The sequence below is a fragment of the Endozoicomonas sp. ALD068 genome, assembly GCF_049310145.1.
GTDB lineage: Bacteria > Pseudomonadota > Gammaproteobacteria > Pseudomonadales > Endozoicomonadaceae > Endozoicomonas_A.
Genome location: NZ_JBLYNU010000004.1, coordinates 5,328,165 through 5,350,435, shown reverse-complemented (window position 1 = coordinate 5,350,435; position 22,271 = coordinate 5,328,165). Strand labels below are relative to the sequence as shown.

Below are 22,271 nucleotides of genomic sequence, written 5' to 3'. Positions count from 1 at the left end.
CCTAATTGCGTTGCTGTTTGAAAGAGAGATGCAAATTTTACTGATATTCATTCCGTTTTCTGTAAAATTGGCCGCTTGGCAGAGTTCGGACAGATATTTAAACAGACTTTCATGAAACAGGTGCTTACCGCCTTAGAAACACAGGAAAATGACTTATCACCACTCTCTTTGCAGTGTGGCATTGATAAGTCATATTCAAGACAAGGCCTTTCGATCTTCTGGAGAGCTGGCAGCTGGTTGCTGGCTCTTCTGCTTTTTACTCCGTTTTTGGCTCTGGTCTATGAGGCCTCGGCGCCTAGCGGTGAGATTTTTGCTCATCTGCGAAATACTGTGCTGGGCACTTATATCCTCAACACCGTATTGTTGATCCTGGGTGTCGGTATTCTGGGTTTGATCCTTGCCCTTCCTGCAGCCTGGATCATGGCAAACTGTGAAATTCCCGGTAAACGTTATCTGCAATGGCTTCTGGTACTGCCTCTGGCCATGCCCTCTTACGTGGTCGCCTATATCTATACAGACCTGCTGGAATACGCAGGCCCTGTGCAAAGACTGCTGAGGGATTTAACGGGTTGGCAGAGTGCTGCGGATTATTTTTTCCCGGATATTCGCAGTCTGGGTGGCGCAGTCATCATTTTGGCGCTAGTGCTTTATCCTTATCTTTATCTACTGGCCAGAACCGCATTTCTTGAACATTCCCAGAGTCAGATGCTTGCCAGCCGGTTGCTCGGATGCTCTCCTGTTTCCAGTTTTCTGAGGGTCTCAATCCCCATGGCCAGACCGGCTATTGTCACCGGCCTTGCCCTCATGGGTATCGAAACACTGGGTGATTTTGCCACGGTTGATTACTTTGCTGTACCGACTCTCACGACAGCTGTCTATGATACCTGGCTGGGTTATGGCAGTTTGAATGCCGCTGCCAAACTTTCAGCTATCATGCTGGTTGCAGTGATGCTGCTGATCTCACTGGAAAGCTTCAGTCGCAGGAGACAACAGCTGTACCAGAAAAGCACCGGGCAGGACCACAGGAAAGCCTCCGTTTTGAGGGGTTGGAAAAAGGCCCTGGCCTTGTTCTGGTGCTGGATGCTGGTCATATTGGGCTTTCTTCTACCTGCTGCTATTTTGCTGGATTACGTTTTCCGATATTTCAGTGATTCCTGGAACCAGGAATGGCTGACTTACAGCTTCAACAGTTTGAAGGTTTCATTAACCGCAGCCACATCTGCAACACTGGTCGCTTTATTTCTGGGACTGTATCAGCGCCTTCAGGGCAGTCGCTTTGCCAATATTCCTTCCCGGCTGGTTTCCAGCGGATATGCCCTTCCCGGAAATGTTCTGGCGATAGCGGTGTTAACCCCATTAACCCTGTCTGACCACGGTTTGAATGATTTGATTATGGCCTTTGAGTTACCGCCCGTTGGCCTTATTTTCAGTGGCTCGATATTTGCGCTTGTTTTCGCCTATACCGTTCGTTTCTCTGCCGTGGCCGTTGGCAGTGTTGAATCCAGCCTGGGAAGAGTTTCCCCGTCTCTGGATATGGCCAGCCGAACACTGGGATGCAAACCTTCAGAAATGGTGAGGCGCGTTCATATTCCCATGATTCGCAAAGGCTTGTTGACCGGATTTCTGCTGGTTTTTATCGAATCCATGAAAGAGCTGCCGGCGACTCTCCTTTTAAGACCTTTTGGCTTTGAGTCACTGGCTACCCGGGTTTTCCAGTTTGTTTCCGATGAAAGACTGGAAGAGGCTGCTCTGGCAGCATTGATAATGGTACTGGCCGGGCTGATACCACTGATACTTCTGAACCGTTCACTGGAGGCAGAACAAAAATGACCGCCCTGACAATTGCTGGCCTGAGCTGCCGTTATGAACAGACAGAAGTACTCTCTAACCTGAGCCTTGAGGTAGAACAGGGAGAAATTGTTTGCCTGCTGGGTCGAAGCGGCTGCGGCAAAACCACGCTTTTAAAAGCCATTTCAGGTCTTCTTCAGCCTTCTGCAGGGACCATTTCCCTGCACGGTCAGGTCGTCAGTTCAGTCCATGGAACACTGCCCCCGGAACAGCGTGGAATGGGGATGATCTTTCAGGACTACGCTCTGTTCCCTCATCTGAACGTGTTTCACAATATTGCTTTTGGTTTGAAAAACCTTTCCCGCAGAGATACCCGTAAGCGTGTGGAAGCCATGCTGGAGCTGGTCAACCTTTCTGGCCTGGACAAGCGCTATCCTCATGAACTTTCCGGCGGCCAGCAGCAACGTGTTGCCATTGCCAGAGCCCTGGCTAACAACCCTTCCCTGTTGTTGCTGGATGAACCTTTTTCCAATATTGACAGTCAGGTAAGACAGAAACTGGTGAGGGAGGTCAGGGATATTCTCAAGCAACAGAAAGTCACTGGACTGTTTGTCACCCATAACCGTGATGAAGGTTTTGCCTTTGCCGATTCCGTTGCCATTATGCACAATGGCAATATTCTGCAGCGAGGTCACTCTTTCGACGTCTATAACCGCCCGGCATCTCGTTTTGTGGCAGAGTTTATGGGGTCTGGAAATCTCCTGCCCTGTGAAGTAATAAACAGTCGCACCGTTTCAACACCAGTCGGTGTCGTTGAGTCATCCACTGATATTTCAGCAGACCCCGGTCAGACTGCGGAGCTGTTTATCCGTCCACAAATGTTTTCGATTGAAAGGTGTCGGTGCGAAAAACCGGTGAATCCTGCCCAGATCAAAAGCCAGCAGTTTATGGGAACCCGATTAAGGACCGAGGTTAAGCTGAAAGAAAATGTTCTGGTTGTCGAAAACTCAACCCCGTTCCCCGAAAGCACACCTGTGGATATTTCGGTAAGACCTCACGACCTGCTTCTGTTTGATCAGAAAGGGGATTCAATCTGATGCTTCAGAGTTTATGTTTTACCCGCTGCAGCCAAGCCTGAGTATCCTGAAAACAAAATCAGGTTGTCAGGCTGATCCGAACTGCTGCTACGAACCATTCATGCCCGCTCTCTCTGTCAGGCCATTGTCGTCTTTGAAAATGTGACCAGATTTCCCACTATGTTTGTGGGTAGAGTTCCGTATAATGACCCACAACTGATACCACTTTCGCCGGGCTGCCGGGACAATTGTTTAAGCAGTATAAACGACGGATATAAAGTGGTTTCTGTAAACCACAAAAATAATAAATGGCTCAAAGTCTATCAAAACTTATGAGCCAGATAAGAAACTGGCACAGCCGGGTGGGACAAGTGATTAGCTTTAAACTCAATGGACAAACAGTCAATGTAGACGCACCGGGCGATACACCCTTGCTTTGGGTGGTTCGCGAACATTTAAAAATGAAAGGTACAAAATTCGGTTGCGGTATGGGCTTATGTGGTGCCTGCAGCATGTTAATCGATGGTGTGAGTTCCCGAACCTGCATTATGCCCGTTCAGGCCGTGGCCAATAGAAATATAACCACCATTGAAGGCATTGGTAATCCAGAAATGATGTCCACTTTACAGAACGCCTGGGTAGAAGTCGGCGTTCCACAATGTGGCTATTGCCAGAGCGGGCAAATCATCAGTGCTACCGCATTACTAAGCCAGAATAAAAACCCCAGTGACAGTGACATCGACAACGCCATGAGCGGCAACCTATGCCGCTGCGGTACTTATCCTAATGTGAAAAAAGCCATCAAAAATGCAGCAGCAGATTTAAGAAATGGCAAAGGCCATTTGCACGCCGTGCAACTGTTTGATCCAAGGGCAACTTCTTCACTGGAAACACAGGAAGTGCAATCATGAGTGTCACTGAACAAAACAAATTGCTAACGAAAAACGATCAGACATTAGAAAACAGCTCTCGCCGTAGCTTTCTTAAAAAACTGGGCATTATTGGTGGCGGTCTGGTCGTTGGAATCCCCCTGGCTGCCTGTGCCAGCAATAAATCCCCGAATACTATGAACGGTGATCTGCAACCCAATGCTTTGCTGCAAATTACCGGCAATAATGAAATCTATTTTTATCTTCCCCGCTCGGAAATGGGACAGGGCGTATTCACAGGCCTGACCACAGTGCTGGCAGAAGAACTCGACGTTCATCCAGATAAAATCAAGGTTAAACAGGTTGGCGCCTGCGAAGAATATGCAAACCCGGAATATGGGCTGCAACTAACAGGTGGCAGCAACAGTATTCGTACTCATTTCATTCCACTTCGCCAAATGGCGGCAAATGTTCGTATGGTTATTCGACAAGCTGCAGCAAAGGTACTTCATTTGTCAGTTGATCAAATTCAAACTGATAATGGAATGATTGTAGCCAAAGGTAAAAAGCTACCTTACGGTGCATTCAGCGAAGCGGCTTCTCAATTGAGCCTTCCTGAAGACACACCCATCAAGAAAAGAGCAGACTTCAAATATATTGGTAAATACTCAAAACGTCTTGATGCTGTAGCAAAAAGCACAGGCTTGGCGGAATTTGGTTTGGATGTAGAATTTGAGGGCCTGCACCGGGCTGTGTTAAAGCGTTGCCCGGTATTTGGTGGCACTGTGAAAAGCTTTGATGACAGCAAAGTGAAAAGCATGCCCGGCGTAAAAGCTGTTGTCAGAATCTTCAACGGTGTAGCAGTGGTTGCTGATCATTACTATCAGGCAAAAGCGGCCTTACCTCTGTTAGACGTGCAGTGGGAATTACCTGAAACCCTTTCAAACTTTTCCAGCGCTGCCACTGAAGCAGGTAACGGTAAACAACTCTTTAAAGAAGCTTTGGATAGCGATGAAGCGGATAATGCACACGAAGAAGGAGAGGGTCGCAATGCCTTAAAAGCTTCCGACACCGTTGTATCTGGAGAATACTGGGCCCCTTTCCTGGCTCACGCCACCATGGAACCTATGAATTGTACTGCGAAATTCACGGGTGACAAATTAGACATTTGGACAGGAAGCCAAAACCCCGGAATTGCCGCCAAACTGGGTGCTTTTTATGGTGATGTAGCAAAAGATGATGTCACGATTCATAGTACATTCCTCGGGGGAGGATTCGGACGTCGTATATCAAGCGACTTTGTTGCCGAAGCCGTTTCCATAGCCAAGGCATCAGGCCTGCCAGTGCAACTGATCTGGAGTCGCGAAGATGATACAAAACACGACTATTACCGCCCTGCGACCCTGGCTAAGTTTCAAGTTGGCTTAGATAAAGACGGTAATATCGACAGCTGGAACGTTAAGCGCTCTGGTGCAAACGTCATACCTTATACCATGGATGAACTGGCCGATGCCATGATGCCAGCATTCCTGCCTGACGGTATGGTCGACTGGATCAGTAAAGCCGGTTACGGCCTGTTTGATGGCTGGACGGTAGATCCTACTTCAGTAGAAGGCTTATTCGAAGACTATGATGCCGACCATAAATCCGTTGACCATGTCACGGTTGATCCGGGACTGCCCATAGGTTTTTGGCGAAGTGTTGGTCACTCATTCAGTGGTTTCTTTAAAGAAAGCATGATGGATGAAATCGCCATTTTGCAAAAACAGGATCCTGTCGACTATCGCCTTAAACACTTGAAAAATAATCCTCGATTGGCGAACACTCTAAAAATTGCTGCCAACAAAGCGGGCTGGGGAAAACCTTTACCAGAAGGTCATTATCATGGCGTAGCAGCTCATACTTCGTTCATGTCCTATGTGACAGAAATCGCACAGGTATCTGTGAACAACGGCCAAATCAAAGTTCACAAAGTGACTTGTGTGGTAGATTGCGGTTTAGCGGTTAACCCCGAAATAGTTATCCAACAAATGGAAAGTGGCATCTTATTTGGTTTAACTGCTGCTCTCTACGGAGAGATCACACTCAAAGACGGTGCAGTGGTTCAAAGTAACTTCCATGATTACCCGATACTGCGAATGCATGAATCACCAGAAATTGATGTAGTCATCGTTGACAGTGATGAAGCACCAAGCGGTGTAGGTGAACCAGGCCTGCCGCCAATTGCAGCGGCTGTGGGCAATGCCATCTTTGCAGCAACAGGTAATCGTTTAAGAAGCTTGCCTCTTAAACTCAGTTGATTTGTCGAGCTTCGTCCCTCAGCATCAAACCGCTGGATAGGTATTGCAGCAGTTTACTGCCCAGAGGCTGCCTGAGGGACGGAATCCTGCCTGGAATGTATAAGCAAAGGTTCACTATGCAAGGTTCACAATTAGACGTTCTGAAAGGTTGTTTATCTTGTCTTGAACAAGGTGATGAAATCTCCCTCGTCAGTGTCGCTAAAACCTGGGGCACCTCACCCCGACCGGTAGGTTCCCTTTTAGCGGTAAGTTCTTCTGGTCGCTTTTTTGGTAGCGTCAGTGGCGGATGTGTTGAAGAAGATTTAATTGCACAGCTAGCCCAAAACCCTGTCAGATTCGTGCAAAAAATCATGTACGGAGAAACTGCTGAAGAACGTCACCGATTCGGATTACCTTGCGGAGGGGCTCTGGAACTCATGGCGGAGCCTCTCAATGAAATAGCAGACGTTAAATTTCTTATTGATCACATTGAAGCGAGAAAAACCTGCTTAAGAAAGGTAAGCCTTGAAACGGGTCAAGTGATTTATACGCCCTGGAAGCAACAAGAACCAGGGTTGTCACAAACCCACTGGCAAAACGTCTTTGGACCAATCTGGCGATTAATGGTGATTGGTGCCGGTGAAACCGGCCGATATCTGGCTGAATTTGCACAAGGCCTTGGATTTGAAGTTTTGGTTAGCGATCCCAGACCTGATTATCGAAGCAACTGGCCCTTAAAAGACTTGCCGTTATTAAAAGGCTTTCCCGATGATGTCATTCAGGATTTAAATGTCGATGTCCGCACTGCCATTGTCGCAGTAACCCACGACCCGAAAGTAGATGACATGGCCTTACTAACGGCATTAAAAAGCGATGCATTCTATGTTGGTGCTCTTGGCTCAAGACTCAACAATCAGGAGCGTCGCAGACGACTCAGGGAGCACTTTGATTTCAGTGATGCTGAGGTTAACCAGCTCCATGGCCCGGTTGGATTAAATATCGGTAGTAAATCCCCCGCAGAAATTGCACTTTCTATTCTTGCTGAAATCACTGCCATTAAAAATGGCATACAGCCTGGTAAGGCGCTGGAAAAGAAAGAAGATCAAATAAGTCAGACGACCGCCTGTGACATCAGCTAACATCAAAAAATTCAACCCTTGCGAGAAAATAACAGCGGTTATCTTAGCTGCAGGCAAAGGCTCGCGATTTAATGGCCATAAAATGATGCATGAGATTAACGGCATCCCAATGGCCATTCTTAGTGCGTTGAATGTCCAGCCCCATGTTAATCAGGTTTTAGTGATCGTCAGGCCTCAGGATGACATTCTTAAACATTCATTAGACAAATACGGTCTTGCTTACACTGAAAACCCTGACTTTGAAAGAGGTATGAGCTCATCCATTGTTATAGCTATTAACAATATTCCTGAAGATCAAAACATCCTTCTCTGCCTGGGAGATATGCCTTACATTGAATTTGACACCTACAGGCAGCTCATAAAAAGCTTTAAAAACAATGAGTACAAGAAAATCATCAGGCCAATCTATCAATCTGAAGATTCAGATCCCGTCCCTGCTCATCCCGTTTTATTTCCGGCTTTTCTGCAATCTGATTTAACATTGCTCAGTGGTGATGAAGGTGCTAAATCTATTCTCAAAATCCACAAACCGATTTTGCTGGAAACTTCTGACGAAGGTGTGATCAGGGATATTGATTATGCTTGAGGCCCTGAAATGAGCTTAGGGAGGTTTAACGCATACAGGGGTCTTTCAGGCTCCACTCAGATCCGTCATACTGACGCCCTGAAAACTGATTCGGAGAAAATCTGATGTTGGACTTCCTTTTCACAGCGATTGATGACCGGGTCATTGATTTTGAAACATTAAAACTACACGAAAAGCCCAATCAATATCTGGTTTTGCCAGAAGGCAAGTTTTTAGCAGAGCCCCATCAGATCAGCCCTGTTCTGAACGTTGGTGTCACAGAGCTGCAAGAGCGGTTTTCAGACCTTGCCCAAAGTCAGGAGAAGGTAGAAGTCTTGCGGACAAGTGACGATGGTCAGCAGGTCGACTACGTCCAGAGAACCCCTTTCATGGGCTATCCGGATACCATTACCGTACGTTTTTATAGTCAGGGGGAAGATACCAGCACACTGGCCATTTACTCTCGCTCACATTACGGCTACTCCGATCTTGGCGCGAACAAGAAAAGAATCACGCTCTGGCTCGACAACCTGAAAGCCTCTCTTAAAGCCCCAAAAGAGCATTAGTTTATTTGGCTACTTACCCGGGCAAAGTAAAGATCACTATGCCAAATGTTAACCCTTATTGACGAAGGCAGAAGATGGAGTTTCAAATGATTATTGACCATCCCGAATGGTTGCTGATGCTGCTGGCTCCGCTGTTTATTGGTTTAATGTTGGCAGAATATTTCATCGGCCAAAGGGGCGGAATGCTTCCGGAAAATTCCGCCTATAAACTGCCAGAAGTACTGTGCAATTTCTCATTAGCAGGTATGCATCAACTGGCAGATATCGTTACAGGCCTGGTGATCGTCAAACTCTATTTCTGGCTTTTTGGCTGGAAGTTACTAGAGATTGAAATGAACGCAGCTTCCTTTGTTGCTTTGCTGATCTTACAGGATTTCTGCTACTACTGGTTTCATCGTGCCAGCCACAGGATACGCTGGATGTGGGCTGCCCATGTCGCACATCATAGTTCGCAAAGAATGAATTTCAGCACCGCGTTTCGCCAAAGCCTGATGTACCCAATTGCCGGTATGTGGCTGTTTTGGGTTCCTTTAGTCATCATTGGTTTTGAGCCTAAATGGGTTATCTTTGCAGTGCTGCTTAACCTGGGGCTTCAGTTCTTTGTCCATACTCAGTGGGTTCGCAGTCTTGGCAAGTTCGAGCTTATTTTTAACACACCGTCCCATCATCGGGTTCACCACGGTATCAACGCTCATTACATCGATAAAAACTATGCCGGTGTTCTGATCGTCTGGGATAAGCTATTCGGTACCTTTGAACCAGAAGTAGAAACTGTGCGCTACGGGGTCAGTAAGCCTGTCAACAGCCATAACCCTCTAACGGTTACCTTCTCTGAATGGCGGGATATGTTTAGAGAAGCAAAAGGTGAACACCTGACACCAAAGCAGCGCCTGAAGATCTTTCTGGCTCCACCCGGTGATAAACCCACGGAGGCAGAGCCTGAAACTTCAGAGCAAACCTTAAAAAAGTAAACTGAACCTCTGAATTTCACCTACTTGCCAATACAGAACGAGGAGAAAATCCTGCCCAGCAAATCGTCGCTGGAGAACTCGCCGGTAATCTCACCCAGGGCCTTCTGGGCATGTCGCAGATCTTCAGCCAGAAGTTCACCTGCCCCCATGTATACAAGCTGCTTCTGACCGTTATCCAGAAACTCCTCTGCTCTTCGCAGCGCATCCAGATGTCTGCGCCGGGCAGAAAAACCACCCTCCATGGCGCCCTCATAGCCCATACAGGCTTTCAGGTGCACTCTGAGAGCGTCCAGGCCGTGTTCTCTCATAGCACAGGCCCTGATCAGGGGGACCCCTTCAACGTCCTCTATGCCTGCCTGTTCGCCTGTCAGGTCAATCTTGTTACGGATCACAGTGAGCTTTTCTCTGGAAGGCAGTCGATCAACAAACTCAGGCCATATGTCGTGAGGATCGGTTGCGTCAGTGGTTGATCCGTCCACCATCAGGAGTACTCTATCAGCGTCTTCTATTTCCCTGAAGGCACGTTCTACACCAATCTGTTCGACTTTATCATCTGTCTCTCGCAGACCGGCGGTATCAATGACATGCAAGGGCATACCATCGATATTGATGTGTTCCCTGAGGACATCACGGGTGGTACCGGCAATGTCCGTTACAATAGCTGACTCCCGTCCTGATAACGCATTCAAAAGGCTGGATTTACCGGCATTGGGACGTCCGGCAATCACTACGGTCATACCTTCACGTTGAATAGCCCCCTGACCCGCTTCTCTCATGACCTGGGCAAGATGGCTGATGATGGTTTTGAGATCGCCTGCCACTTTGCCGTCGGCCAGGAAATCAATCTCTTCTTCGGGAAAGTCGATGGCAGCTTCAACGTAAATTCTCAGTTCAATCAGGGATTCTACCAGCTCGTTGACTCTTCTGGAGAAAGCGCCTTGCAGTGATCTTAATGCCGATCTGGCTGCCTGTTCTGAAGTACTGTCGATCAGATCTGCGATGGCCTCGGCCTGCGCCAGATCCATCTTGTCATTCAGGAAGGCTCTTTCGGAAAACTCTCCGGGATTGGCCAGCCTGACCCCAAGGGCATTAATTCTTTTCAACAGTAAGTCCAAAATGACAGGACCACCATGTCCCTGGAACTCTATGACATCCTCTCCAGTAAATGAATTTGGATTAGGAAAGTAAAGAGCCAGTCCTTCGTCCAGAACCTCATCCTGCTCATCGTAAAAAGGACCGTAATGAGCGTAACGAGGCTTGGGCTCCATTTTCAGAACCTCTCTGGCAACCCACAAAGCTTCAGGGCCTGAGACCCTGATGATCCCCACCCCACCTCTTCCGGGAGCGGTTGCCTGAGCGGCAATAGTGTCTTTATGGAGTGCACGGAGATCGGACATAGCAATTACTGGCTGAGAAATGAGAAAAATGATTAGTCTAATCTAAGGTGGCTGCTGGTGCCATGGCCGTCATGGATCTAAAAAAACGGACCATTGCGGTCCGTTTTTTTTGAGATTTTCAGACTCAGGAGCCTTCTTTCTCGATCTTTTTGGTAATGATGTATTGCTGAATAATCGACAGAATGTTGTTGGTTACCCAGTACAGTACCAGACCTGCCGGGAACCACAGGAAGAATATGGTGAAAATCAGCGGCATCAACTTCATCACTTTAGCCTGAACAGGGTCAGGAGGTGTCGGGTTCAGCATCTGCTGCGCGAACATGGAAGCACCCATGATCAACGGCAGGATGAAGTAAGGGTCCATCTGGGACAGATCCTGAATCCAGCCGAGCCAGGGTGCCTGACGCAGCTCTACAGCCTCCTGCAACACCCAGTAGAGGGCAATGAATACTGGCATCTGGACAAGAATCGGGAGGCAGCCACCCATTGGATTGACCTTCTCTTTCTTGTACATCTCCATCATGGCCTGAGACATCTTCTGGCGATCGTCGCCGTATCTTTCTTTCAGCTCCTGCATTTTTGGCCCCAGCTTGCGCATTTTAGCCATAGAACGGAAGCTGGCCTGATTCAGTGGATAGAATACCGCTTTCACACAAACTGTCAGCAGGATAATTGCCCAACCCCAGTTGCCTACCAGAGAATGGATAAACTGCAGCAACATGAACAGTGGCTGAGCCAGGAACCACAGCATGCCGAAGTCCATGGTCAGCTGCAGACCATCCGCCAGATTCTTCAGGGCAGGCTGATCTTTAGGACCAGCATAAAGCGTTGCACCGGTGACAACTTTCTCACCAGGATTGACTACCAGAGGGTCGTTGTAGAAACCCACCCTATAGTATTCATTGTTACGGGATTCCTGAGTGTAATAATTGTGAGGCTTGTCCTGAGCGGGTACCCAGGCACTGACAAAGTAGTGCTGAAGAATGGCTGCATAACCACCCTCGACTCTTTCCTTGAAAGGCTCTTTTCGGAAATCATCGAAAGGCAGCTTTCTGTATGGCTCATCAATAGAACGAACAGCCGCCCCCAGGTAGGTATTCATGGGGGCGCTGGAGTTTACTGAGCTTGGGTCTTCTGAACCATCCCGCTTCAGCTGAGCATAGAAGGTGTCACGCCATTCCTTGTCGCTGTTGTTGGCGATTTCGTAAGCCAATACGACTTCATAGGAGCCGGGCTTAAAAGTATAACTTTTGGTTACCTGAACTTCGCCAGTGCTGCGAGTCAGTTTAACCGTCAGCTGGTCCTGACCGGCTGGCAAGGTGTAACTGGTCTGTGCAGTGCTGTAGAGGGGTCTCTGATTCTGATCGTTGGTGGGACCATCAGTAGCAATCAGGCCGCTTTGGGCAGTGTAGACACAGGTCACTTCACCCGGTGTGCAGTTGGGCCTGTTAACCAGTAGCTGGAAAGGCGTAGCTTTCTCGCCTTCTTCAGGCAGCCAGGCTGGGTATTTGGGCAGGCTGAGTCCGACAATGTCACCACCGGCGGGGTCAATCTGAAGGTTCAGTGTGTCTGTTTTAACGTTGATCAGTTGAGCAGAAGTCTGAACCTTGTCATCCAGAATTTCCGGAGAGGAAGATGATGGTGAGATAGTGGGTAAATCAGAACCACTTTGAGAAGTGGAGACATTAGCCACAACAGCATCGCTGGCCGGCCGGGTCTGATTGTAATCTTCATTCCATTGCTGAAGTGTAAACACACCAACAACGGCTATAGCACCTATCAAGAGTGTTCTTTGCAGATCCATGATGTCCGAGCCAAAGAGTCTTGGTGATGAATATGATCGTCTGATGACCGGCGTTGCTTGTCCAAGGGAGCAGGCACCGGATCATAACCTCCTGGATGCCAGGGATGGCAACGCAGCAGTCGTTTCAAGGTCAGAAAACTGCCTTTCAGAAAACCATGATGTTGGAGAGCTTCCTGTGAATAGCTGGAACAGCTGGGGTAAAAGCGACAATGCCTGCCCATAATAGGGCTCAGGCAGTAACGGTACACCTTGATCAATCCCATGGCAGAGCGTCTGGGCAAAAGCACGAGAAAATTAATCACAGGTCTGGTCATGTCGACTTTACTCTGTCTGTGCCGAATAGACAGGAAACGCATCGGCTGATTTGAGTGGAGACAGTATGACTGGCTTTCTGAAGAGTGACTGGAGGCAGTTTCTACCTCCACTGTCACGCAGCCCCATAGAGTGCCTGTTTCAGGCAATGGTCTCCATTCAGGAAACCTTCTGCTCGTTCCGACGTCTGGCCAGTTTAAACCATTGATGGGTGAGCAGTTTATTGATATCGCAGCTTTCCAGCTCACCCAGACCTCTTCTGGCCAGAACAACAATATCCAGGTTTCCCAGTTCCCCCTGATGGAGGCGAAAGGTTTCCCGAATGTGTCGTTTGACTCGATTGCGACCGGTAGCTTTACGGATATTTTTTTTGGCGATCACCAACCCCAGACGGGGGTGGTCAAGCTCATTCTGGCAAGCCAGTATCAGTAAATGGCGACTACTGACCTTGATATCCGTACGGTTGAAAACCTGCTTAAAATCAGCTGCTGAGCAAAGTCGCAGATCGCGACCAAAAGCGAAGCTCACCTGTCAGTCCAAATCAGGCAGCCAGACGCTTGCGACCTTTGGCACGGCGACGGTTGATTACCGCACGACCGTTCTTGGTAGCCATGCGAGCACGGAAACCGTGAGTGCGCTTGCGCTTCAGATTACTGGGCTGAAATGTTCTTTTCATGACGTTACTCGTTTTATCGATTTACAAAAAGACGGGCATTCTAAGTAATTGAGGGATAAGCGTCAATTTGCATTTGTCAAGAGTTTGCCACCTGGGCTCAGGGCTCAATCCTTAGAGGGCAGCCAGCTCTTTGCGGATATTAAGTAGGGTTATCGTAAAAGTGCATTTTTATAGGGGAAATTACGTCCCTTATATATAGGGAAAAATAACACACCACTAATTTCAAATGACATTTATAAATTAAAAATCTTTTGAGAGTCATTCTGGAAAATTAAGTACATATAATACATATGTACTTGAGTGATGGTGTTTTGTTTTTTTAATAAATATTAGGCAACACTTTTTATGTGGATAAGTTCTGTAAAGCCTTTTGTACTCTGGGTTTTTTCGTGTGTGTGAATGTGTAGAAAATAAGCGACTATACTGTTCTCTGCCTGCTCACAGCCTGTGTATAATTTGGTACCTTATACACAGTACGTCGATGCATTATACTTATTCACAGCTCACTCATCCTTCATCAGCCTTTGTGAACACAGCCTTTTCCACATTATTTTTTCATCACTGATTGTCTCTTTTTTCGTCTCTTTTTGCTTATAGAGTGTTGATAATTAAGTAAAAAGATTATTTTCTGGCCATGCTTTCAACAAATTTAAGGTGTGGATAACTTTTCCCTGAAAGGATACAATTGAAGCTGTTTTTTGGCCTGTTCTTCTTGCGTATCTGCACTGTTCTGCTGTGGAGGAATAGGTGTTTCTGGACAGATTCTGTTTCCTGCCATTAGCGAAGTCGTCCAGCAGGCAGGCTGACCGGCTTCCATTTCACCCATTTTCAGGAGAGCGCCCGTGCCCTTAGAGCTCTGGCAAAAGTGTGTGGACTTGCTTCAAGATGAACTGTCCTCACAGCAGTTCAATACCTGGATTCGCCCATTGAAAGTCATGGGTGATGAACACGATCTTTGCCTGCTGGCTCCTAATCGTTTTGTCGCAGACTGGGTGAAAGAGAAGTTTCTGCCGCGCATCGAAGAGATACTTGATGAACTGACTGATGGACAGGCTCCGGCGGTGGCACTGGCCGTCTCGAACCGTCGCCCCCAGTCTCTCAGCCGAAGGAGTGCTTCGCCTGCCAGCAGTCCTGTACGCCCTGAACAACCCAAGCCTGTCGTAGAAGAAAAGAAGGCGGTGACCCGGGAGCTGGTGTCCAGCCTCAGTGAAGCATCGGGCCTTTCTACTAGTAAACCTGTGTCGTCTGAAAGTATTGAGCCCCATGCCATACCCAAGAAAGTCAATCCTCTGAAAGCAAAAGAGGACACTGCCAGCAGTCATCCTGCCAGGAAAGAAGAACCTTCTTCCGGACGACAAATAGAAGTCGAGGGTTCAATAAAACATAACAGTTCCCTGAATGCCCACTTCACCTTTGATACCTTTGTTGAAGGTAAATCGAATCAGCTGGCACTTGCAGCAGCCCGTCAGGTGTCTGAAAACCCGGGAGCTGCATACAATCCACTGTTTTTATACGGCGGTGTAGGCCTGGGTAAAACTCACCTTATGCATGCCGTGGGTAATTCTCTGGTTCGTCAAAATCGTAATGCCAGAGTCGTATATTTGCATTCCGAACGATTTGTTGCCGACATGGTCAAGGCGCTGCAATTAAATGCCATCAATGACTTTAAACGCTACTATCGCTCCGTCGATGCCCTGCTGATTGATGACATCCAGTTCTTTGCCGGTAAAGAGCGCTCACAGGAAGAATTTTTTCATACCTTCAATGCCCTGCTTGAGGGGGGACAGCAAATGATTCTGACCTGTGATCGTTACCCCAAGGAAATCAGTGGTGTGGAGGAACGATTAAAGTCCCGATTTGGCTGGGGCCTGACGGTCGCAGTGGAGCCTCCCGAGCTTGAAACCCGAGTAGCCATATTAATGAAGAAGGCAGAGCAGCAAAAAGTTGATTTACCCCATGAAGCGGCTTTCTTTATTGCCCAGCGAATTCGATCCAATGTTCGTGAGCTGGAAGGCGCTCTGAAACGGGTGATTGCCAGTGCTCATTTTATGGGGCGCAAGATTGATATTGATCTCATCAGGGAGTCCCTGAAGGATCTGCTTGCCTTGCAGGATAAGCAGGTCAGTATCGATAATATTCAAAGAACGGTGGCTGAGTATTACAAGATCAAGGTAGCTGATATTCTATCTAAACGTCGTAGTCGTTCTGTGGCCCGGCCCAGACAGATTGCAATGGCTCTTTCCAAGGAGCTGACCAGTCACAGTCTGCCTGAAATTGGTGACGCCTACGGCGGACGAGATCATACCACTGTGCTTCATGCCTGCCGTAAAGTGAAAGAGCTGGTGGATGAAGACGGTGAAATCCGTGATGATTACAAAAATCTTTTGAGATCTCTGACTAGCTGATTTTGATTCAGCCAGCAGATATTTAATGAATTCAGGAAGAAGGTCATTGTGACTTACTTCCAGATAGCCAAGAGAAAGGAAAGCGATGAAATTTACCATTAATCGGGAAGCATTGCTCAAGCCACTTCAACTGGTGGCGGGTGTTGTTGAGCGCAGACAGACTCTACCTGTATTGTCCAACGTCCTGATGGTGGTGGACGGTGATCAACTCTCTCTGACAGGTACTGACCTGGAAGTAGAACTGGTCGGTAGAGTGACACTGGATGAGGTCTCTGAGGGCGGAGAAATTACCGTTCCAGCCAGGAAGCTGATGGATATCTGTAAGTCTCTTCCGGAAAACGCTTTGATTGAGTTTTCCCAGGATGATCAACGAGTCAAACTGAAAGCAGGCCGTTCTCGTTTTACTTTGTCGACTTTGCCCGCCAATGAATTCCCAAGTATTGACGAAGAACCGGGTTCAATGACCTTTACCATTGGTCAGAGCCGTTTGCGCCGATTGATTGATCGTTCTGGCTTTGCCATGGCGCAACAGGACGTTCGTTACTATCTGAATGGTATGCTGATAGAAGTCAGCCAGAATACGCTGCGTTTTGTTGCTACTGATGGCCATCGTCTGGCTATGTGTACCGTTGATGCTGATATTAATCAGCAAGACCGTCACCAGGTTATCGTCCCGCGTAAGGGGATTATGGAGATGGCCCGTCTTCTGACAGAAGGAGACGAGATGGTTCATATTACTTTGGGTGCCAACCATATCAGAGCGAAAACCGGAGACTTTATGTTCACCTCCAAGCTGGTGGATGGGAAGTTCCCGGATTATGACCGTGTTATTCCCCGTGGTGGTGACAAGATTATTATTGGAGATCGTCAGGAGCTTCGTCAGGCTTTCCAACGTGCTTCCATTCTTTCCAATGAAAAGTATCGTGGTATTCGCCTGATACTTTCCGATGGCTTGCTAAAGGTGATAGCAAATAACCCTGAGCAGGAAGAAGCGGAAGAAGAAATCAGTCTGGCATACCACGGTGAAACTCTGGAGATGGGCTTCAACGTCAGTTACTTGCTGGATGTGTTGTCTGTTATCTCAGGTGAATCCGTGAAGATTACCCTTTCTGATCCTAATAGCAGTGCCCTGCTGGAAGAGTCTGACGCCAGTGATTCCAGTTATGTTGTTATGCCTATGAGACTTTAATGAAGGTGTTTTTACCATCATTGAAGGCCTTTTTAGTGTTCTGGGTCTTTTCAGAAAAAAAGGTCCTCTTATCATTGAAAGCCGTTGTGAAAAGTCTCATCTCTGAGGTTTGTTCAAGCCGATGACGATTCACAAGCTGATGATTAAGGATGTCAGGAATCTGGCATCCGCTACCTTCTCCCCTTCCCCGGATATCAATATTCTCTACGGTCTTAATGGCAGTGGAAAAACCAGTATTCTTGAGTCTATTCATCTCTTGGGTTTGGCTCGATCTTTTCGAAGTGCCAGACTTAAGCCGGTCATTCGTCATAAAAAGGGTAAGTGCACGGTATTTGCGCAAATTCAATCCAATAATGACCGACTGATACCGGTTGGCGTTTCCCGAGATATGGAAGAAGAGAATTTTCAAATTCGGGTCGCAGGTGAAACGCTTAAGTCAACGTCCGAGTTGGCCAGACTTCTACCTTTACAAATTATTAATCCCGACACTTTCAAACTTTTGGAAGGTTCACCCAAGCAAAGAAGACAGTTTCTTGATTGGGGGGTGTTTCACGTGAAACACCATGAATTCTTACCTCTTTGGAAGCGAACTCAAAAAGTGCTTAAACAGCGGAACAGTTTGCTTCGGCATGGTAAAATAACGGGTTCATCCTATTCATCTCAGCTGTCTGTCTGGGATGGGGAACTGGTAAAAGCGGCTGAGGCTGTAGATCAACTCAGACAGCAATACTTTGATCAACTGACACCCGTTTTTCAGGATGTTCTAAACCAGCTGACCTCGCTGGGTGATATCAAGATAAGTTATTACCGGGGTTGGGACAGAGAACGACGTCTGGCTGAGGTGTTAAAAGAAAATACAGTTCGTGATTTTCAGACCGGATACACACAATCAGGGCCACAACGAGCAGATATAAGGGTGCGTCTGGAAGGAAGTAATGCCGTTGATATTCTTTCTCGTGGTCAGCTGAAATTAGTCGTTTGTGCGTTAAAGCTGGCACAAGGTTATCTCTTTTCAAAAATGACCCGTAGCCAGTGTGTTTTTCTTGTGGATGATTTACCTTCAGAGCTAGACGCTCCTCACAGAAAAGCTATGTGCAAGATATTACAGAATATGCAGAGTCAGGTATTTATTACCTGCGTAGAGCCGGGCGCACTGGTGGATTGCTGGGAGCCTGAAATCAATCTGAAAGTGTTTCACGTGAAACAGGGATCTGTGAACTTGGAATCTGGGCGTGAGATTCGCCAGACTGAATCGCTGGAGAAAGAGTATGAGTGAACAAAATTACGATGCGTCCAATATTAAAGTGCTGAAAGGTCTGGATGCAGTTCGTAAGCGCCCGGGCATGTACATTGGTGATACCGATGATGGTACCGGCCTTCACCACATGGTTTTTGAGGTGGTAGACAACTCGATCGATGAGGCCTTGGCAGGCTTCTGTGATGAAATTGCCGTCATTATCCATCCGGATGAATCCATTACCGTTCGTGATAACGGTCGGGGAATCCCTGTAGATATCCACGAAGAAGAAGGTGTCTCCGCCGCAGAAGTGATCATGACGGTACTCCATGCCGGCGGTAAGTTTGATGACAACACCTATAAGGTCTCTGGTGGTCTGCACGGTGTTGGTGTTTCCGTGGTAAACGCCCTTTCCAAAGAGCTCAAGTTAACCATTCGCAGGAATGGTCAGGTTCATCAGCAGGTCTATTCTCACGGTGTTCCACAGGAATCTATGAAGGTGATAGGAGAGACTGAAAAGAGCGGTACAGAGGTTCATTTTGTACCTTCTGAGGAGACTTTCTCCAATATTCAGTTCAGCTATGACATTCTGGCAAAAAGACTGAGAGAGCTCTCTTTCCTGAACTCTGGTGTTTTTATCCGCTTGATTGATGAGCGTACAGGTAAAGAAGATCAGTTCCGTTATGACGGTGGTCTGAGTGCATTCGTTGAATATCTGAATACCAATAAGACCAATATCAACAAGGTCTTCCACTTCACAAAAACAAGGGAAGATGGCATTGGTGTAGAGGTGGCATTGCAGTGGAATGATGGCTTTCAGGAAAACATTTTTTGCTTCACCAATAACATTCCTCAGCGTGATGGTGGTACCCACCTTGCCGGCTTCAGAGCCGCCCTGACCCGAAACCTGAACAGCTACATTGAGCGCGAAGGTTTTGCTAAAAACCAGAAAGTTTCCACTTCCGGTGATGATGCTCGTGAAGGTCTCACAGCGATTATTTCGGTCAAGGTTCCAGACCCCAAATTCTCATCCCAGACCAAGGACAAGCTGGTTTCTTCTGAAGTGAAAACAGCTGTTGAGCAGGAGATGAGCAGTTATCTTGCGGACTATCTGATGGAAAACCCACAAGAAGCCCGAGCGGTTGTAAACAAGATGCTGGATGCAGCCAGAGCCCGTGAAGCGGCCCGTAAGGCCCGTGAAATGACCCGCAGGAAAGGCGCTCTGGACATAGCTGGACTGCCCGGAAAGTTGGCTGACTGTCAGGAAAAAGACCCTGCTCTCTCCGAACTTTACATAGTGGAGGGTGACTCTGCGGGGGGCTCTGCCAAACAAGGTCGAAACCGGAAAACACAAGCCATCCTGCCACTGAAAGGTAAGATCCTGAACGTTGAAAAAGCACGCTTTGACAAAATGCTTTCCTCCCAGGAGGTTGGTACCCTGATTACCGCAATGGGGTGTGGCATTGGTCGCACAGAGTTCAATATTGAGAAACTGCGCTACCACAACATCATCATCATGACCGATGCTGATGTTGACGGCTCTCACATTCGAACCCTGCTATTGACATTCTTCTTCCGTCAGATGCCAGAATTGATTGAAAATGGCTATGTCTATATTGCTCAGCCGCCTCTCTATAAAGTGAAGAAAGGCAAACAGGAGCAATACCTGAAAGACGATATTGCACTGGATGACTATTTAACCCAGTCTGCACTGGAAAATGCCACACTGCATGTCAATGAAAATGCACCGGGTATTGGTGATGAAGCTCTGGAATCTCTGGTAAAAGAATACAGAAAAGTCATTGCAACCATTGAGCGTCTGTCTCGCATTTACCCTTCTGAAATCATGAAAGAGATGATTTATCTGGATGCAGTTTCCCAGGAAGACTTGAAAGACCAGACAAAAATGCAGTCCTGGCTGGATACCCTGAATACTCGCATTCAGGAGCTGAAGCTGGCTGGTCGTGAGATGAGCTTTGAGCTGTTTGAAGACCGTGAGCATCAGGTGTGGTTGCCCAAGGTCACTATCATTTCTCACGGTGTGCCAACTGAATATATCTGGAATGTCGACTTCTTTGGTTCCGGAGACTACGGCTCTATCAAAGCCCTGGGAGCCAAGCTACAAGGCTTGCTGGAAGAGACCGCATTCATCCAGAAAGGTGAGCGCAAAAAAGCGATAGAAAGCTTTGAGGAAGGTCTGGAATGGCTGATGACTGAATCGACCAAACGCCACAACATTCAGCGCTATAAGGGTCTGGGTGAGATGAATCCCGAACAGCTTTGGGAAACCACCATGGATCCGGAAGTAAGAAGAATGCTGAAGGTGACCATTGAAGATGCTATTGCAGCTGACCAGATCTTCAATACATTGATGGGTGATCAGGTTGAGCCTCGAAGAGACTTTATTGAGTCTAATGCGTTGAACGTGGCTAATCTCGACATTTAATACCTCATCCTCACAGGGTCTCAGGGGGCCATGAAAAGTGGCTCTGAGCCCAATCTATTAATCCTCTTCCGGGCAAATAAAGTTATGCTGCGCCGTTAATGTATCAGCAGTATACTTTAGGCCTCTGATTCGACAGTTGATAGCCATGAACCATTCAGTAATTCGTGCAGAACTCGAAGAAGCCCAGCAGGTTCTGGAGCGTTTTCTCAATGATGAAACCTGTATTGATGCCATAGACCGTGCGGCGAGCCTGTTGGCGGAATCCTTTAAGCAGGGTGGAAAGGTTATCTCCTGTGGTAACGGAGGCTCCCATTGCGATGCCATGCACTTTGCTGAAGAGTTGACTGGTCGCTATCGTGATAACCGCCCTGCCTACCCGGCCATTGCTATCTCTGATGTCAGTCACTTGTCCTGTGTCTCCAACGATTACGGTTATGACTATGTATTCTCACGTTATCTTGAAGGTGTAGGCTTTGAAGGTGATGTACTGTTCGGGCTCAGTACCAGTGGTAACTCTGGCAATATTTTAAAAGCGATTGAAGCAGCCCGAAAAAAAGGGATGAAAGTGATTCTTCTGACGGGTAAGGATGGTGGGAAAATGGACGGTCTGGCGGATATAGAAATCCGGGTGCCCCACTTTGGTTATGCAGACCGGATTCAGGAAATTCACATCAAAGTCATTCATATCATAATTCAATTGATTGAAAAACACATGGCTGCCTGATACTCATTTGATAAGGCTCTAAATCATTCATCACCTGTTACCCTATACCCGGTGATGAATGATGTTTTTGTTTAAACCTGTTTCGATTTCCCGTTCATGTTGTCGAGTGTATTGGCAATCCAGTTCCGAGCCTCATTATTAATCTCCAGCGCCGTCCTGTCTGTGGTTTCTATGACCGTTCCTATATGAAGCTGAATGGTACCGGGCTTTTTCAGAAAGCTGTTCATAGGCCAGCAAGCAGCAGCATTATGGGCAATGGGTAGTACATTAACCCCGGCCTTTCTTGCCAGATTGACACCACCTCTTGAAAATTTGCCTAACTGACCATTAGGGGTGCGGGTTCCTTCCGGAAAAATAAGAACCCAACGACCGTTGTGTAAGGCATCAGTACCCTGCTCTACTACATCATTTAATGCGGCCCTGGGGTCATCGCGATTAATAGCGATCGGTTTAATGAGTCTGATTGCCCAGCCAAAGAATGGAATCTTAAATAACTCTTTTTTAAGAACCGGAGCCTGAGGACTGAAAAGCATCTGCAGGAAAAAGGTTTCCCAGGTGCTCTGGTGATTACTGATCATGACACAGGGTGTATCAGGAATATTTTCCTTCCCGTGCACTTCATACTTTATCCCACAGATAAATCTGGCCAGTCCCATAGCCATCATCGCCCAGTACTTCACCAATAATTTGTGGCGTCTATTAACAGGAACAAAAGGAATAGCAAAAAACAGTAAAATGGACCAGAAAACGGTGAAGGTGGCCAGCAGAAAATAAAATAACGCTGTTCTTATATATTGAACGACGAATGTCATTTAAAACCTATCTTGT

At 47.3% G+C, this 22,271-nt stretch carries 19 protein-coding genes; 13 read left to right on the top strand and 6 right to left on the bottom strand.

The window, feature by feature from the left end; all coding sequences use genetic code 11:
• Window positions 1–111: 111 nt before the first annotated feature.
• The 8 genes from ACO6V5_RS19840 to ACO6V5_RS19805 all read left to right on the top strand — a co-directional run bounded on the left by ACO6V5_RS19840 (window position 112) and on the right by ACO6V5_RS19805 (window position 9,253).
• The gene (locus tag ACO6V5_RS19840) at window positions 112–1,830 is read left to right on the top strand and encodes an ABC transporter permease (protein ID WP_422139386.1); all 1,719 of its coding nucleotides are present in this window, start codon (window positions 112–114) and stop codon (window positions 1,828–1,830) included.
• Complete coding sequence (locus tag ACO6V5_RS19835; RefSeq protein WP_422136063.1) at window positions 1,827–2,885, top strand: ABC transporter ATP-binding protein; 1,059 nt, start codon at window positions 1,827–1,829, stop codon at window positions 2,883–2,885. The genes ACO6V5_RS19840 and ACO6V5_RS19835 overlap by 4 nt, the downstream gene beginning before the upstream one ends.
• 350 nt (window positions 2,886–3,235) lie before the next feature.
• Window positions 3,236–3,775, top strand: coding sequence for a (2Fe-2S)-binding protein (locus tag ACO6V5_RS19830; RefSeq protein ID WP_422136064.1), 540 nt, complete (start codon window positions 3,236–3,238; stop codon window positions 3,773–3,775).
• On the top strand, window positions 3,772–6,033 hold the full coding sequence (locus ACO6V5_RS19825) for a molybdopterin cofactor-binding domain-containing protein (RefSeq protein ID WP_422410698.1): 2,262 nt from the start codon (window positions 3,772–3,774) through the stop codon (window positions 6,031–6,033). The genes ACO6V5_RS19830 and ACO6V5_RS19825 overlap by 4 nt, the downstream gene beginning before the upstream one ends.
• Window positions 6,034–6,149: 116 nt before the next feature.
• Window positions 6,150–7,151, top strand: a complete 1,002-nt coding sequence (locus tag ACO6V5_RS19820; RefSeq protein ID WP_422136066.1) for an XdhC family protein — start codon at window positions 6,150–6,152, stop codon at window positions 7,149–7,151.
• On the top strand, window positions 7,138–7,737 hold the full coding sequence (locus ACO6V5_RS19815; RefSeq protein ID WP_422139388.1) for a nucleotidyltransferase family protein: 600 nt from the start codon (window positions 7,138–7,140) through the stop codon (window positions 7,735–7,737). The genes ACO6V5_RS19820 and ACO6V5_RS19815 overlap by 14 nt, the downstream gene beginning before the upstream one ends.
• Before the next feature lie 104 nt (window positions 7,738–7,841).
• Window positions 7,842–8,282: a DUF1499 domain-containing protein gene (locus ACO6V5_RS19810; RefSeq protein ID WP_422136068.1), complete on the top strand. Its 441-nt coding sequence runs from the start codon at window positions 7,842–7,844 to the stop codon at window positions 8,280–8,282.
• An 86-nt stretch (window positions 8,283–8,368) separates the two neighbouring features.
• Complete coding sequence (locus ACO6V5_RS19805) at window positions 8,369–9,253, top strand: sterol desaturase family protein (protein ID WP_422410701.1); 885 nt, start codon at window positions 8,369–8,371, stop codon at window positions 9,251–9,253.
• A gap of 20 nt (window positions 9,254–9,273) precedes the next feature.
• Here the strand turns inward: ACO6V5_RS19805 and mnmE are convergent, their stop codons facing one another.
• The 5 genes from mnmE to rpmH all read right to left on the bottom strand — a co-directional run bounded on the left by mnmE (window position 9,274) and on the right by rpmH (window position 13,442).
• Entirely contained in the window at window positions 9,274–10,650 is a 1,377-nt protein-coding gene (mnmE, locus tag ACO6V5_RS19800; RefSeq protein WP_422136070.1) for a tRNA uridine-5-carboxymethylaminomethyl(34) synthesis GTPase MnmE, read from the bottom strand.
• Window positions 10,651–10,774: 124 nt separating this feature from the next.
• Complete coding sequence (gene yidC / locus ACO6V5_RS19795; protein ID WP_422139390.1) at window positions 10,775–12,454, bottom strand: membrane protein insertase YidC; 1,680 nt, start codon at window positions 12,452–12,454, stop codon at window positions 10,775–10,777.
• Window positions 12,430–12,675, bottom strand: coding sequence for a membrane protein insertion efficiency factor YidD (yidD, locus tag ACO6V5_RS19790; RefSeq protein WP_422492210.1), 246 nt, complete (start codon window positions 12,673–12,675; stop codon window positions 12,430–12,432). Before yidD ends, yidC begins: the two co-directional genes overlap by 25 nt.
• 250 nt (window positions 12,676–12,925) lie before the next feature.
• The gene (rnpA, locus tag ACO6V5_RS19785) at window positions 12,926–13,294 is read right to left on the bottom strand and encodes a ribonuclease P protein component (RefSeq protein WP_422136072.1); all 369 of its coding nucleotides are present in this window, start codon (window positions 13,292–13,294) and stop codon (window positions 12,926–12,928) included.
• 13 nt (window positions 13,295–13,307) lie between these two features.
• Window positions 13,308–13,442, bottom strand: coding sequence for a 50S ribosomal protein L34 (rpmH, locus tag ACO6V5_RS19780; protein WP_252177766.1), 135 nt, complete (start codon window positions 13,440–13,442; stop codon window positions 13,308–13,310).
• 869 nt (window positions 13,443–14,311) lie between these two features.
• Between rpmH and dnaA the strand changes: the two genes are divergently transcribed.
• The 5 genes from dnaA (at window position 14,312) to lpcA (ending at window position 21,443) form a co-directional block, all read left to right on the top strand.
• Window positions 14,312–15,847 (top strand): chromosomal replication initiator protein DnaA, encoded by a 1,536-nt coding sequence (dnaA, locus tag ACO6V5_RS19775; RefSeq protein WP_422413021.1) that lies wholly within the window; start codon window positions 14,312–14,314, stop codon window positions 15,845–15,847.
• Between the two features lie 85 nt (window positions 15,848–15,932).
• The gene (gene dnaN, locus ACO6V5_RS19770; protein WP_422136074.1) at window positions 15,933–17,036 is read left to right on the top strand and encodes a DNA polymerase III subunit beta; all 1,104 of its coding nucleotides are present in this window, start codon (window positions 15,933–15,935) and stop codon (window positions 17,034–17,036) included.
• A gap of 121 nt (window positions 17,037–17,157) precedes the next feature.
• Window positions 17,158–18,312, top strand: coding sequence for a DNA replication/repair protein RecF (gene recF, locus ACO6V5_RS19765; protein ID WP_422413023.1), 1,155 nt, complete (start codon window positions 17,158–17,160; stop codon window positions 18,310–18,312).
• The gene (gyrB, locus tag ACO6V5_RS19760) at window positions 18,305–20,719 is read left to right on the top strand and encodes a DNA topoisomerase (ATP-hydrolyzing) subunit B (protein ID WP_422136076.1); all 2,415 of its coding nucleotides are present in this window, start codon (window positions 18,305–18,307) and stop codon (window positions 20,717–20,719) included. Before recF ends, gyrB begins: the two co-directional genes overlap by 8 nt.
• Before the next feature lie 145 nt (window positions 20,720–20,864).
• Window positions 20,865–21,443, top strand: coding sequence for a D-sedoheptulose 7-phosphate isomerase (gene lpcA, locus ACO6V5_RS19755; RefSeq protein WP_422136077.1), 579 nt, complete (start codon window positions 20,865–20,867; stop codon window positions 21,441–21,443).
• A gap of 71 nt (window positions 21,444–21,514) precedes the next feature.
• Here the strand turns inward: lpcA and ACO6V5_RS19750 are convergent, their stop codons facing one another.
• Complete coding sequence (locus ACO6V5_RS19750) at window positions 21,515–22,255, bottom strand: lysophospholipid acyltransferase family protein (RefSeq protein WP_422413026.1); 741 nt, start codon at window positions 22,253–22,255, stop codon at window positions 21,515–21,517.
• Window positions 22,256–22,271 lie beyond the last annotated feature (16 nt).

What these genes read in the sequence shown, in the direction of transcription:
- ACO6V5_RS19840 (WP_422139386.1), top strand. Translation starts at nt 112, where the DNA reads ATGAAACAGGTGCTTACCGCCTTAGAAACACAGGAAAATGACTTATCA.
- ACO6V5_RS19835 (WP_422136063.1), top strand. Translation starts at nt 1,827, where the DNA reads ATGACCGCCCTGACAATTGCTGGCCTGAGCTGCCGTTATGAACAGACA.
- ACO6V5_RS19825 (WP_422410698.1), top strand. Translation starts at nt 3,772, where the DNA reads ATGAGTGTCACTGAACAAAACAAATTGCTAACGAAAAACGATCAGACA.
- ACO6V5_RS19820 (WP_422136066.1), top strand. Translation starts at nt 6,150, where the DNA reads ATGCAAGGTTCACAATTAGACGTTCTGAAAGGTTGTTTATCTTGTCTT.
- ACO6V5_RS19810 (WP_422136068.1), top strand. Translation starts at nt 7,842, where the DNA reads ATGTTGGACTTCCTTTTCACAGCGATTGATGACCGGGTCATTGATTTT.
- ACO6V5_RS19805 (WP_422410701.1), top strand. Translation starts at nt 8,369, where the DNA reads ATGATTATTGACCATCCCGAATGGTTGCTGATGCTGCTGGCTCCGCTG.
- mnmE (WP_422136070.1), bottom strand. Translation starts at nt 10,650, where the DNA reads ATGTCCGATCTCCGTGCACTCCATAAAGACACTATTGCCGCTCAGGCA.
- yidC (WP_422139390.1), bottom strand. Translation starts at nt 12,454, where the DNA reads ATGGATCTGCAAAGAACACTCTTGATAGGTGCTATAGCCGTTGTTGGT.
- yidD (WP_422492210.1), bottom strand. Translation starts at nt 12,675, where the DNA reads ATGGGCAGGCATTGTCGCTTTTACCCCAGCTGTTCCAGCTATTCACAG.
- rpmH (WP_252177766.1), bottom strand. Translation starts at nt 13,442, where the DNA reads ATGAAAAGAACATTTCAGCCCAGTAATCTGAAGCGCAAGCGCACTCAC.
- dnaN (WP_422136074.1), top strand. Translation starts at nt 15,933, where the DNA reads ATGAAATTTACCATTAATCGGGAAGCATTGCTCAAGCCACTTCAACTG.
- recF (WP_422413023.1), top strand. Translation starts at nt 17,158, where the DNA reads ATGACGATTCACAAGCTGATGATTAAGGATGTCAGGAATCTGGCATCC.
- gyrB (WP_422136076.1), top strand. Translation starts at nt 18,305, where the DNA reads ATGAGTGAACAAAATTACGATGCGTCCAATATTAAAGTGCTGAAAGGT.
- lpcA (WP_422136077.1), top strand. Translation starts at nt 20,865, where the DNA reads ATGAACCATTCAGTAATTCGTGCAGAACTCGAAGAAGCCCAGCAGGTT.
- ACO6V5_RS19750 (WP_422413026.1), bottom strand. Translation starts at nt 22,255, where the DNA reads ATGACATTCGTCGTTCAATATATAAGAACAGCGTTATTTTATTTTCTG.